We start from the raw sequence: 13,944 nt of genomic DNA on the forward strand, positions 1-13,944 counted from the left end.
TTTGATGCTCATCTTACAAAAGGTAAATGAGTACAAAGCAAATTTTGGGTAATGGATTTTTACTTAAATGTATCAAAATCAGAGGCCAAACTTTTAAAAAATGAACAATTAACGAATTTTCAATGCAACAATACCACGACTTACTTCGCCATATTTTAGCCAACGGAACCCGTAAAACTGACCGTACGGGCACAGGAACCATTAGCGTGTTTGGCTACCAAATGCGTTTTGATTTACAAAAAGGTTTTCCTTTGGTCACAACCAAAAAAGTCCATACCAAATCAATCATTTATGAGCTGTTGTGGTTCTTGAAAGGCGATACCAATACCAAGTACCTCAAAGACCACGGTGTCAGTATTTGGGATGAATGGGCGGATGCCGATGGCAACTTAGGGCCCGTCTATGGAAAACAGTGGCGTAGCTGGGAAGCCCCTAACGGACAGGTGATTGACCAGTTTATGGATGTGTTGAAACAATTGAAAAATAGCCCCGATTCTCGTCGGATTATCGTTTCGGCCTGGAATCCTGCGGATTTGCCAAAAATGGCGCTTAGTCCTTGCCATGCCTTGTTTCAGTTTTATGTGGCCGATAACAAACTTTCTTGTCAGTTGTACCAGCGGAGTGCCGATGTGTTTTTGGGCGTGCCTTTCAACATCGCTAGTTATGCGTTGTTAACGATGATGATTGCCCAAGAATGCGGTTTTGAGTACGGTGATTTTATTTGGACGGGTGGAGATACCCACATTTATCTTAACCATTTGGAACAAGTTGAGTTACAACTTAGTCGGGAGCCTAGAGAGCTGCCGACCATGAAGCTCAATCCCGACGTGAAGAGCGTATTTAACTTTACATTTGAGGATTTTACCCTCGAAAATTATAATCCTTGGCCAGGTATCAAAGCCCCCGTGGCTGTTTAGTTGGACCTAATACTAAATCGTGATGAAGAATTGGTGGCGTTGTTTGATGGGAGTACTTTTTCCTTTGTTTGCAATTGCGCAAATTAGGATTGAGATTGTGCGTCATGCCCCTTTCAAAACGGCTAACCAGCGACTTTTTTTAGCCAGCGATTTTAATAATTGGCAACCTGGAGATGCCGCATTTGAATTTAAACGGGATAAAGCGGGCAACTTCTTTTTGGATTTGCCCGATACACTGACCAATTTTAAGTTTAAGGTAACGCAAGGAAGCTGGGGGTTAGTAGAAGGGGATAGCACAGGAAAAAGCCGTCCTGACAGGGTCTATTATCGTTTTGATGAGAAAAATCCAAAATTCCTGCAAATCAGTATTGATGGCTGGGAGGCAAGGGCAATGTATCGTTTTGTGATTAACGAAATCCCCGAAAATACGCCCAAAGATGCCACAATTTACATCACAGGTAACTTTAATAACTGGCATGCGGGAGACGAAGATTTCAGGCTAAGAAAACAAGTAGATGGCACATACCGTGTCACAGTTGCGTCGGATTTACCAAGGCTGGAGTATAAGTTTACTCGTGGAGACTGGAATAGCGTTGAAGGACAGGAAAACGGAAAAACGCGAATCAATCGAATTTTATACCGAGGTCAAATTATTAATAATGAGAATATTGAAGTAAAAATAGAAAGTTGGGAAGACCTTTCGGGGACGTTTCGCTCCATTTCTATCTATGATCTTCTGTTGTTGTTTTCGGCCTTTCAAAGCATTTTATTAATCATTGCCATCACTTCCATGCAAGACTACAACCGACACGCGAATCGTTGGTTGGTGGTTTCGCTGGCGTTTATGGCTGTGGTAGTGGCTATCAAAGTGGTCAGTGCATACCGTGAAGTAGCGCAAGAATATACTAAGATGCTACTTATCCCCGATTTCGCGCTGTTTTTGTACGCCCCGCTTTTTTATTTTTATATTCAAAAACTGCTTTTCAAAATTCCCAAATTTCCGCGCCACTGGTGGGGGCATTTTTTATTGCCAGCGGTTCAGTTGCTGGTCTATCTTCCTTTCTTTTTTATGGAAGAAAAGCGCCTTCAAATCAAAATTGTCAACCGTGAAATTGACATTGTTTGGTTGTTTTGGGGAACAGGAACGCTGGCGCTATTGACCAATTTGTACTACTGGATGGTGTGCTATCGTGCCATTCGTTCGTATCGGTCATTAGCTGCCAATCAATCTTCGTCTGAGTACAACCTTCAATACCTTTCGACGGTTTTGGGCTTGCAATTGGTCTGTTTGGTGCTTTGGCTTTTTTCGGGCTTGTTGTTTGGCGTGGGGTATTTTTTCAAAATTGAAACAGTGTCGATTGTCCAAAAAAGCATTGACACCATTTGGTTGGCTTTTTCGACGATTCCCTATTTCCTGGGTTATTTTGCTATTCACCAACCCGAAATTTTTAAAATTCAGGCCAAACCTCAGCCTTTCCTGAAACCTACCGAAGAGCCAACGGTCACCATTGCATTGCACGATACATTGGCTCCCGTGCTAGAAAAAGAGGTGGATACGCTCGAAAATTTAGGTGGGTACAAAAGCAAATTGGAAACCTACATGCTGCAATACAAGCCTTATACCAACCCTGGGTTGACGCTCAATGAATTGGCCCAGAAATTAAAACTTGCCCCTCATTTATTGTCAAAAATTATCAATGAAGGCTACAACAAAAACTTCTTTGACTTTATAAACGAATACCGAATCGAGGAATTTAAACAACGTTTTGAAGACCCGCGCAACAAGCATTTTACCCTTTTGGCGATTGCCTTTGAAGTAGGGTTTAATTCAAAAACGGCTTTCAACCGCGCTTTCAAAAAAATGACGCAACAAACCCCGCGAGAATATTTCTTTGAGGCGAGGATTGAGGATGAATAAGCAGAGTTAGCTTCGTAAATGTGTACCATTTTAATGGTTAGGACGTGCCACCTTCTAAAAGTGGCACGTCCTTTTTTTTGTAATATTCTGATAAATAGTTGTTTATAAAAAATAGTAGCTCTTTTTGTCATTATTGCAAAGTGGGACGACAAGCGGGGTTAAGTATGGTACTTTTGCAAGAAGAAATTGATGAAACGCCATGTTTACTCCATTTCAATCTTTCCAATTATCCAATTTAACTTACATCAAACCCCTATGATGATTTCGATGTACAAGGTTTTTGGCCGAACAAATGTTCGTCTAAATTTGATGATGTTGCTGTGGGCTTGTGTGTCCATAACAACCATGGCGCAGGACATTACTGTGTCAGGAAAAGTCCAAGAGTCCAACGGTTCGGTGCTCCCAGGCGTGAGCGTGTTGGTGAAAGGAACCACGCGCGGAACGCAGACTGACGCCGATGGTAACTTTAAAATTGCGGCGCCAAGCAGCGCAACGTTGGTGTTTAGTTTTGTGGGCATGACTTCGCAGGAGGTGGCCATCAACAACCGTACGCAGCTTTCGGTGACGTTGCAAAATGACAACAAGCAACTGGCAGAAGTGGTCGTAATTGGGTACGGTACGCAACGTAAAAAAGACCTGACGGGCTCTATCGCTTCGATCACTACCGCCGACTTTAACAAAGGTAACATTGCCACGCCCGACCAACTCGTAGCGGGTAAAGTTGCGGGGGTGCAGATTACGCCCAACGGCGGTGCGCCAGGCGCGGGAAGTACGATTCGTATTCGCGGCGGGGCTTCGTTGAATGCCAGCAATGATCCACTCATTGTTATCGACGGTGTGCCTTTGGACAATACCACCATCAATGGTGCAGCAAACCCTTTGAGTTTGATTAACCCCAACGACATTGAATCATTTAATATCCTTAAAGATGCTTCTGCAACGGCTATTTATGGTTCACGAGCTTCTAACGGGGTCATTATGATTACGACCAAAAAAGGTAAAAAAGGCGATGTGATGCGCGTAAATTTGAGCACGCAAGCGTCAGTTGGTCTTAAAACAGGCTTGGTTGATGTACTTTCGGGCGATGATTTTCGCGCGTTGGTCAATAAATACGGTACGGCAACGCAAAAAACGTTGTTAGGTAAGACAAACACGGATTGGCAAAATGAAGTCTATCGTGCAGCAGTAAGTACAGACAATAATTTGAGTATCACAGGTGCATTCAAAAATACGCCTTACCGCGTGTCGGTGGGTTACACCAACCAAAACGGTATTTTGAAAACCTCCAACATGGGTCGTACTTCGGCCTCGGTAGGATTGACGCCAATGCTGTTGGATAACCACCTAAAAATTGACATCAACGTCAAAGCGGCTTCGATTAAAAATAAATTTGCCAACCAAGGGGCTATTGGGGCAGCGGCTTCTTTTGACCCAACCCAACCCGTGTATTCGGGGACGGAAGCGTACGGCGGTTATTACGAGTGGGTAAACGCCGATGGAAAACCTAACACGATTGCGACGCGCAACCCACTTGGCTTGTTGAATTTGACGGACGACCGTGCCACGGTAAACCGCAGCATCGGAAATGCGCAGTTTGATTATAAATTTCACTTCCTTCCAGAACTACATGCTAACCTGAACGTTGGTTATGATGTGTCAAGAAGCGATGGTAAAAAGGTTATTCCTGCTTTGGCAGCTTCTAACTTCAGTAATGGCGGCGAAAAGACGGTTTATACCCAAGACCGCACCAACAAATTGTTGGATTTCTACCTCAACTACGTCAAAGACTTGACAAAAGACACACGCCTTGACTTGATGGCGGGCTATTCGTACCAAGATTTTATGAATTCGACCACGACCATAACTAAGGACGAAGCCGAAACCAAAACCCTCAACGACAGTCCCTACAAGACGCAAAATACCTTGGTGTCGTTTTTTGGTCGGGCCAATTTGAACGTGCAAGACCGTTATTTGTTGACACTGACGCTTCGTCGCGATGGTTCTTCTCGCTTTGCCAAAGAAAACCGTTGGGGAACGTTTCCGTCGGCGGCTTTTGCTTGGAAAATCAGCGAAATGGATTTCTTGAAAAGCTCTAGTGTGATTTCAGACTTGAAATTACGTGTCGGATACGGGGTAACAGGTCAGCAAGATGTGGGACAAAACTTCGCTTATTTGGCACGTTATACCCCAAGTACGGCCACTGCCCAGCAGCTTTTGGGAACAACCTACTACAACACACTCCGCGCCGAAGGCTACAATGCGAACATCAAATGGGAGCAAACGGTTACGCAAAACGTTGGGTTGGACTTTGCTTTCAAAAAAGCACGTTTGTCGGGTAGCATCGACTACTACATGAAAAATACGTCTGATTTGTTGAACGTTGTTCCAGTAGCAGCGGGCACCAACCTTACCAATGAAATCTTGTCGAACGTTGGCTCTATCGAAAATAAAGGTTTAGAGTTGTTGTTGAACCACAACACCATCAGCCGCGAAGATTTTACGCTTGATTTAGGCTTCAACGCGACTTACAACGAAAACAAGATCACCAAGTTAACCTCGGCCAATGATCCCAATTATAAAGGGGTATTGGTGGGTGGAATTTCAGGTGGGGTAGGAAGCACCATTCAAATCCACTCGGTTGGCTATCCTGCTTCTTCGTTTTTCGTAGCCCAACAAGTCTATGATGCCTCAGGCAAACCCGTAGAAGGCGTGTATGTGGACAAAAATGGCGATGGTAAAATCACCGTGGACGATTATTATCACTACAAATCACCCGCTCCACGCGTATTTATTGGTTTCAATGCCCAAGCGACGTACAAAAAATTGAGTGCAGGCTTTGTCTTACGTGGCAACTTTGGCAACTACGTTTATAACAACATTCTTTCAACCAATGGCGTATTGCAAGCCTTCCAAGGTGCTAATAACTCATTGGGTAACGTTGTGCCAAACGTCCTTACTACCTTGTTTGCGACGCCTCAGTATTTCTCCGATTACTACATGCAAAATGGTTCATTTTTACGAATGGACAACGCATTTGCAGGCTATGATTTAGGGAAAATATTTGGCGGAAAATCGACGGCCCGCCTTTCAGCAACGGTTCAGAATGTATTTGTAATTACAAAATACACGGGGCTTAACCCTGAAGTGAGCGGAGGAATTGATAATAACATTTATCCCATTCCACGTACGTTTACCCTTGGCTTAAACATCGGATTCTAATCGAAACTTGAAAAAAGATGAAACATTTCATTTCTAAAAATACAGTACTTGGAGGGATTGCACTCGCGTTGACAATGTCCTCATGTATCAAAGACCTAGACCGTAAGCCGTTCAATGAAGTCACTTCAGCAACGGTCTATAACGACCCCGCAGCCTACAAGCAAGTAGCGGCCAAATTGTACGCAGGTATGATGCTAACGGGGCAGCAAGGCCCTGCGGGCGACGACCGTACGAAGGACATCAAAGGAATGGACGAAGGGTTTTCGAGCTATTTGCGTAATTATTGGTACTTGCAAGTCTTGCCAACCGATGAGGCCGTGATTGCGTGGAGTGACGCAGGTTTGCCCGAAATCAATTACATGAAGTGGTCGTCGAATAACGCATTCATTCGTGGTTTTTACAACCGTGTCTTTTACCAAATCGCTTCTTGCAATGAATTTATTCGTGAGACGAGCGATGCCAAATTAAACGAAAGAGGTGTTTCGGGGACTATTTTGACCGAAACAAAAGCCCTTCGGGCGGAGGCTCGTTTTTTGCGGGCATTGAGCTACTGGCACGCGTTGGATTTGTTCGGAGGAAATGTACCTTTTGTAACAGAAAATGACGCTGTGGGTTCTGCTCCGCCAAAACAAACAAATGCAAAAAGCTTGTTTGAATACATCGAATCAGAATTGAAAGCAATTGATGGCGAGCTAGTTGACGCTCGTAAAAACGAATATGCTCGCGCCGATAAAGCGGCTGCGTGGATGTTGTTGGCAAAATTGTACCTCAACGCCGAAGCCCAAGGCCAAGGAAACCGCTACGCAGATGCGGCTACCTACGCCAAAAAAGTGATTGACGCGGGGTATTCTTTGCAAACCAAATACGAAGATTTGTTCAAAGCCGACAATAACACCTCAACGGAGGTGATTTGGGCACTCGCCGCCGACGGAACACGTAGCCAAACTTGGGGTGGAATGACGTTCCTATGCCATGCACCCGTGGGTGGTTCGATGCCAGCTTCTGCCTATGGTATCGACGGCGGTTGGGGCGGTGTCCGTGTGACGCCATCGTTTGTGAAGCTTTTTGCTGACCCAACTGGTAAGACCGACAAACGTGCGATGTTCTATACGGATGGCCAAAAACTTGAAATCAACGAATTGAGCACATTTACGGACGGATATGCGATGCCTAAGTTCAAAAACGTAACATCGGCGGGTAAAGTAGGTAGCAACCTAACGCACCCTGATACCGATTTTCCGATGTTCCGTTTAGCGGATGCCTACTTGATTTATGCCGAAGCTGCCTCTCGTGGCGCTGGTGACAAAACATTGGCGTTGGACTATGTCAATAAAATCCGCGCGCGTGCCTATGGAAGTGCCGCTGGAAACATCACTTCGTCTGAGTTGACGCCTGATTTTGTGTTGGCCGAACGTGCCCGCGAATTATCGTGGGAGGGAAGTCGCCGTACGGACTTGATTCGCTATGGTAAATTTACGGGTGCCTCGTATTTGTGGGCGTGGAAAGGTGGCGTTAAAGACGGGGCGGGGGTTCAAGATTACTTGAAAATTTTCCCACTTCCATCTACTGACCTAACGGCGAATCCAAACTTGGTTCAAAACACAGGATATTAGTCCACTGTGCCTCTGGTTGCTCACAACCAGAGGAAGCGATGAAGTGTTTCTGTTTGTGAGCAACCAGAAAAAACGCGGGATATTCATAGACAATAGTCAATAAAAACTTAGAAAGACAAATGAAAAAGTGGTTTCATAAATACGTATTCGCGGTCGTTGCGACGACGATGTTGGCCTCATGCGAAAAAGACGAAATAAAGGCCGTCCTCAATTCGGGGGCAGTGCCTGTGGTGACCCTTTCTTCGCAAACAGTCGTACTGACAAAAGAAAATGCGGACAAAGATGCCTTGACGGTATCGTGGGCAAAACCCGATTATGGTTTTGAGGCACCTGCCAACTACACCGTTTTGATTGATAAAAAAGGAGGTGATTTCTCCAATGCAGCGTCGATTGTGACGGGAACAGAATTGAAAAAGACGTTTAAAGCCTCTGAATTGAACCCGATTTTGTTGAAACTCGGCTTGAAGGCTGCTACCGCTGGCGACATCGACATCAAAGTTCAATCGTTTTTGGGTGGAAGTACCACGCTGGCTTCGACGGTGATGTCCGTAAAAGCAACGCCATATTTGGACAAACTTGACCTTTCTACCAATTGGGGAATCGTGGGAAGTGCGACTGTAAACGGCTGGAATGGCCCAGATATGCCGTTCTACAAATCGGATAAAGCCAATGTGTATGTAGCGTACGTAGCGTTGGTGGACGGAGAAATCAAGTTCCGCCAAGACAACAAATGGGATGTAAACATGGGCGATAATGGCGCTGACGGTACGCTCGAAGCAGGTGGTGCCAACATCGTAGTCAAACAAGGAAATTATAAGATTACGTTTGATGCAGGTGCTATGAAATATACCATTGATAAATACGCGTGGGGAATCGTGGGAAGTGCTGCTCCAAGTGGCTGGAATGCACCTGATGCACCGTTTTTCTATGACCCTGCCACCGATCAATGGCGTGTGATTGTGACGTTGAAAGACGGTGAAATCAAAATTCGTCAGAACGAAGATTGGGCGGTCAACTACGGTGACAAAGGGGCCGACGGTACGCTTGACGCAGGTGGGGATAACATTGTGGTAAAAGCAGGTTTGTATTTGATTACGGTTGATTTTAAGTCGCTTAAATACACCATTGTTCCTTTCAAAGTATGGGGGATTGTGGGAAGTGGCGCACCAAATGGCTGGAATGGCCCTGATACGAAATTTACGCCTGATTTTGGTAATGAGGGAATTTGGACATTGAACGGCATTAAATTGGTGGACGGAGAAATCAAATTCCGCCAAAACGATGATTGGGCTGTTAACTACGGTGACGACAAGGCCGATGGTGTAATGGAGGCAGGTGGTGCCAACATCGTCGTAAAAGCAGGAACGTACGACATTGTCCTCGACTTTACAGTGGCGGCCAAACCAACGTATAAATTGACGAAGAAATAACAATTGCATAAGTAACAAACTGAAAACTAATAGGTTGAACTGCAAAGCACCGATGAATTTTTGTCGGTGCTTTTTTCTACTACTTAACTCCTGTACAACCATCATGAAAAAATATAGCTTGTTTTTGTTCTTTATCGCAGCAGTACTGCCGCTTTATGCCCAGCGCGTCGAACCTGCCTTTTGGTGGGTGGGAATGAAAGAACCGCGTTTGCAGTTGCTCATCCACCAAAATAATATTGGTACTACCGAGCCTCAAGTGACCTACGCGGGGGTAAAATTGACCAAAGTGACGCGCGTAAAAAGCCCCAATTATCTTTTTTTGGATTTAACCATTGCAGCTACTGCCAAAGCAGGAAGTTTCCCAATCACGTTTAAAAAAGACGGAAAAACGGTGGCAAGCTATTCGTACGAATTAAAAAATCGGGAACCTAATTCAGCTAATCGCCAAGGGTTTACCTCGGCCGACGCCATGTATTTGGTAACTCCAGACCGTTTTGCCAATGCGAATCCCGCCAACGATAACGTGGAAGGAATGGTCGATAAAGTTGACAGGGCGGGCAAAGACAAACGGCACGGAGGTGACATTCAGGGAATTATCGAACAGTTGGATTACATTCAAAAGCTGGGTTTTTCGGCGCTTTGGATTTGCCCACTTCAAGAAAATAATCAAAATATGGGCTCGTACCACGGCTATGCCATGACCGATTTGTATAAAGTGGACGCACGTTTTGGGAGCAATGAAGAGTACCGAAAGTTGTCGAAAGAAGCCCAAAAAAGAGGCATAAAATTGGTGATTGATTTGGTGCCTAATCACTGTGGTTCAGAACATTGGTGGATGAAAGATTTACCCACCGACGACTGGGTGAATTTTCAAGGAAACCCTAAAATAACCCACCATGCTCGCGAAAGTATTCAAGACCCTCATGCAAGCGAATACGACAAAGAACTACACGCCAGCGGTTGGTTTGTACCAAGTATGCCCGATTTGAATCAGCGTAATCCATTGATGGCCAATTATTTGATTCAAAATACGATTTGGTGGATTGAATACGCTGATTTGCACGGAATTCGGGTCGATACGTATCCTTATTCTGATAAAGACTTTATGAGTCGCTGGTCGCAGCGCATCATGCGTGAGTACCCCCGTTTTAGCATGGTCGGGGAAGAGTGGTCGGTCAATCCTTCGATTGTTGCATTTTGGCAAAAAGGGAATAAAAATACCAATGGATACGTGTCGGAAATGTCAAGTATGTTTGATTTTCCGCTGCAAAATGCCTTGACAGAAGCCTTGAATGAAGATGACCGAATTTACAACCGTGGTTTGGTGAAAATATACCAAACGCTGTCGCAGGATTTTTTATATGCCTCGCCCAATGATTTGGTTATTATGCCCGACAACCACGACATGAGCCGTTTTTACACCCAAATCCACGAAAATTTCGACCTTTGGAAAATGGGAATTTCGTTTTTGCTGACGACGAGGGGCACACCACAAATTTATTACGGAACAGAAGTGCTGATGACCAATCCGAAAAGTGATTCGCACGACGAAATTCGGGGAGAAATGCCAGGGGGATGGGCTGACCATACCGTGAGTGCGTTTACGGAAAAAGGCTTGACGCCTCAGCAGTTGGAGGCAAAACAGTTTATGACAAAAATGCTGCAATGGCGTAAAACCAACGCGGTCGTTCAAACGGGGAAATTGAAACACTTTACCGCCCGCGATGGCCTGTATGTGTATTTTAGGTACAACGATGCCCAAAAAGTGATGGTGGTGATGAATAAAAATAAAGAACCCTTGAAGTTGGATTTGGGCAAATATTCAGAACTACTAAAAGGGGCTTCGACGGCAAAAAATGTGTTGACGGGAGAAACGAATTCGTTGGCCAATGGCTTGACTGTCAATGCGTCGTCGGCGTTGGTATTGGAGATAAAATAAATCAATGGTATGAAAAAACTCATTTCTATTTTTCTAGGATTGTTGCTGAACCAGTGGAGCTGGGGACAAGCGTTGGTCTTGAAACCAGAATTTCCCACCGCTGATGGTGAAGTAACGTTGACGTTTGATTTGACGCAAGCGAAAGATAGCCGTAAAGCTGCCTTGATGAATCAAGCCTCAGGGTTGTATATTTGGGCCTGGGGGGGCTCGGATGTATCGAACCGAACGTCCGAATTTGGCCCCGCTGGCCAATCCAGTTTTTCACAAGCCTACGCGCCTGGACTGTTGACGTGGGTAAGTGACAACGTTTGGACGATTAAAATTACGCCTTCAAAATACCTGAGCGTGCCTGCGGGAAAAACGCTTCGGTGGATGGGCGTATTGGTAAAAAACGCCAACGGCTCAGGCCAAACCGAAGACTTTTTGTTTAATTTTTACGCTTCTAATCAGTTGTTTGTACGATTTTCGACTCCGACCGAAAAAACACTTTTTGTCGATGCCAATGCTTCGTTGCGCGTTCGGGCAAGCGCTTCCACGAGTTCTCAGCTCACGCTGACGCTTGATGGAGTGACTGTTGCGTCAGTTAAAGATACGGCCATTTCTACCTCAATTTCGGTGGGGAATACGCCCAATCAGCGGCGAACGGTGAAAGTTACGGCAAGTGCTAATAACCAAGAAGTCACGGATGAATTTTCGTTTACGGTGAGCCCAACCCCTAAAGTAGCGGCTCTTCCTGCTGGACTGAAAAATGGCATTAATTACACTTCGGCTACGTCGGCAACATTGGTGCTATTTGCTCCCAACAAGAAGTTTATTTACGTCACGGGTGATTTTAATAATTGGGAAACGCGCACCGATTATTTGATGAATAAAACGCCCGATGGGCAAACGTATTGGTTAGAAATCAAAGACTTAACACCTCAAAAAGAATACGCGTTTCAGTACTTGGTCGATGGCGTAACGCCCATCAATGACCCGTACAGTGAGAAAATCTTGGATGCGGCCAACGATAAATTTATTCCCGCCACGAACTATCCTAACCTGATGGCTTTCCCCGCGAAGGCGTTGGGGAATAGCGCTTCGGTACTTCAAACGGCCCAAGTACCTTACGTTTGGAAAACCACCAATTTCAAACGTCCCGCCAACGAAGATTTGGTGATTTATGAGCTACTCGTACGCGATTTTGTCGATAGTCGTTGGTATAAAACCGTCGGTGATTCGCTTAATTACCTCAAAAAACTGGGCGTCAACGCCATTGAATTGATGCCCGTGATGGAGTTTTCGGGCAACGATTCGTGGGGGTACAATCCCATCTTCCACGCGGCACCTGATAAGGCATACGGCACGCCCGATGATTTGAAGGCATTCATTGACAAGTGCCACGCCAACGGCATTGCGGTGATTTTGGACATGGTGCTCAATCAAGCCGATTATGAGTTTCCATACGTAAAAATGTACTGGGATGGCAACCGCCCGTCGGCCGATAATCCCATGTTCAACATTCAAGCTACGCACCCGTTTAGCGTGTTTTTTGATTTTAACCACGAATCCGCCGCCACCAAGTCGTACGTGGAGCGGGTCAATGAATTTTGGTTGAAAGAATACCGTTTTGATGGCTATCGCTTTGACTTGTCCAAAGGATTTACGCAGGTGAATTCGGGAAATGACGTGGCTTTTTGGGGTCGTTACGATGCCAGTAGAATCGCGATTTGGAAGCGAATTTATGACCAAATCCGCAAAACTGACCCGACGGCCTACGTAATTTTGGAACACTTTGCCGATGATAACGAAGAGGCTGAGTTGACCAATTACGGAATGATGGTGTGGGACAACCAAAACGGCGCCGTACGAGAGGCCGTAAAAACGGGGAAAGGAAATTTTAACCGATTGTCGTGGAAAAACCACGCGGGTTTCCAAAAAGCAGCGGCTATTGGTTACATGGAAAGCCACGATGAAGAGCGAATTATTTACGACGCCATCACCAACGGCAGTGCTGAGGTGAAAAGTGTGGCCACGGCCATCGAACGCGTAAAGGCCGCTGCCGCGTTGTTTTTCCTAACGCCAGGGCCAAAACTGATTTGGCAATTTGGAGAATTGGGCTACGACGTGTCGATTGATCAAAACGGTCGGACGGGGGCTAAACCCATTCGGTGGGAGTATTTGCGGGATAATAAACGCCTTCAACTCTACAATGTGTTTTCGGAACTGATTCGTTTTAAAACAACTCAAGCAGTCACGAAAACGACGGATTTTAGCCTCCAAACGACCGAAACGGTTAAACAATTGATACTGAATACGCCGACGATGAAAGTGCAGGTTATGGCCAACTTTGGCCTTACCGACCAAGTTGTTGCTTTGCCCGTAGGCCGTTGGTTCGATTTCTTCTCGGGCGATGAAATCACGGTGACGTCTTCCTTGCCGCAATACGCGTTTCGGGCGGGGCAGTTTCACGTACTGACTTCCGAAAAGGTAGCCGTTACCTCACAAAATACCGTTTCGTGGAAAATTCAAACGATTACCTCGGTAGAACCTTCGTCCAAAGAGACAGCCCTGCAATTGTCGCCTAATCCTACCCAAGATTGGCTAAACGTGGCGTGGGAGAGTGCCTACCGCGGGGAGGTAAGAATAGAAATTATGGATATGACAGGACGGGCGCTGCGCTATTTTTTACCCCAAAAAACGACCAACCAAATGCAGCAGCGCATTTCGGTGAAAGAAGTGCCAGCGGGTACTTATTTCTTGAAAATAGGGGAAGGAACAACAACTCAAACCCAACGCTGGATAAAACAATAGTTTAAAGAGCTTCGATGTACAGCGCATTTCGGTGAAAGAAGTGCCAGCGGGTACTTATTTCTTGAAAATAGGGGAAGGAACAGCCTCCCAAACCCAACGCTGGATAAAACAATAG

At 45.5% G+C, this 13,944-nt stretch carries 8 protein-coding genes; all 8 read left to right on the plus strand.

Annotation, left to right across the window (positions count from 1 at the left end; all coding sequences use genetic code 11):
* Positions 1 to 122 precede the first annotated feature (122 nt).
* Positions 123 to 917 (plus strand): thymidylate synthase, encoded by a 795-nt coding sequence (locus FHS57_RS17385; protein ID WP_183975888.1) that lies wholly within the window; start codon positions 123 to 125, stop codon positions 915 to 917.
* A gap of 22 nt (positions 918 to 939) precedes the next feature.
* Positions 940 to 2,835, plus strand: a complete 1,896-nt coding sequence (locus FHS57_RS17390; RefSeq protein WP_183975890.1) for a helix-turn-helix domain-containing protein — start codon at positions 940 to 942, stop codon at positions 2,833 to 2,835.
* Positions 2,836 to 3,180: 345 nt separating this feature from the next.
* On the plus strand, positions 3,181 to 6,054 hold the full coding sequence (locus FHS57_RS17395; protein ID WP_229601374.1) for a SusC/RagA family TonB-linked outer membrane protein: 2,874 nt from the start codon (positions 3,181 to 3,183) through the stop codon (positions 6,052 to 6,054).
* Between the two features lie 17 nt (positions 6,055 to 6,071).
* Positions 6,072 to 7,667, plus strand: coding sequence for a RagB/SusD family nutrient uptake outer membrane protein (locus FHS57_RS17400; protein WP_183975892.1), 1,596 nt, complete (start codon positions 6,072 to 6,074; stop codon positions 7,665 to 7,667).
* Between the two features lie 119 nt (positions 7,668 to 7,786).
* A complete protein-coding gene (locus tag FHS57_RS17405) occupies positions 7,787 to 9,097 on the plus strand; it encodes a SusE domain-containing protein (RefSeq protein ID WP_183975894.1) in 1,311 nt (436 codons plus the stop codon).
* A 103-nt stretch (positions 9,098 to 9,200) separates the two neighbouring features.
* Entirely contained in the window at positions 9,201 to 11,036 is a 1,836-nt protein-coding gene (locus tag FHS57_RS17410; protein ID WP_183975896.1) for a glycoside hydrolase family 13 protein, read from the plus strand.
* A gap of 9 nt (positions 11,037 to 11,045) precedes the next feature.
* Complete coding sequence (locus tag FHS57_RS31990) at positions 11,046 to 13,829, plus strand: alpha-amylase family glycosyl hydrolase (protein ID WP_183975898.1); 2,784 nt, start codon at positions 11,046 to 11,048, stop codon at positions 13,827 to 13,829.
* A 25-nt stretch (positions 13,830 to 13,854) separates the two neighbouring features.
* Entirely contained in the window at positions 13,855 to 13,944 is a 90-nt protein-coding gene (locus FHS57_RS32185) for a T9SS type A sorting domain-containing protein (RefSeq protein ID WP_183976236.1), read from the plus strand.

The organism is Runella defluvii (genome assembly GCF_014195535.1).
GTDB lineage: Bacteria > Bacteroidota > Bacteroidia > Cytophagales > Spirosomataceae > Runella > Runella defluvii.

Bases quoted from the DNA above. Each gene is read 5' to 3' on its own strand.
- FHS57_RS17395 (WP_229601374.1), top strand. From the start codon at position 3,181: ATGGCGCAGGACATTACTGTGTCAGGAAAAGTCCAAGAGTCCAACGGT.
- FHS57_RS17400 (WP_183975892.1), top strand. From the start codon at position 6,072: ATGAAACATTTCATTTCTAAAAATACAGTACTTGGAGGGATTGCACTC.
- FHS57_RS17410 (WP_183975896.1), top strand. From the start codon at position 9,201: ATGAAAAAATATAGCTTGTTTTTGTTCTTTATCGCAGCAGTACTGCCG.
- FHS57_RS17385 (WP_183975888.1), top strand. From the start codon at position 123: ATGCAACAATACCACGACTTACTTCGCCATATTTTAGCCAACGGAACC.
- FHS57_RS17405 (WP_183975894.1), top strand. From the start codon at position 7,787: ATGAAAAAGTGGTTTCATAAATACGTATTCGCGGTCGTTGCGACGACG.
- FHS57_RS31990 (WP_183975898.1), top strand. From the start codon at position 11,046: ATGAAAAAACTCATTTCTATTTTTCTAGGATTGTTGCTGAACCAGTGG.
- FHS57_RS17390 (WP_183975890.1), top strand. From the start codon at position 940: ATGAAGAATTGGTGGCGTTGTTTGATGGGAGTACTTTTTCCTTTGTTT.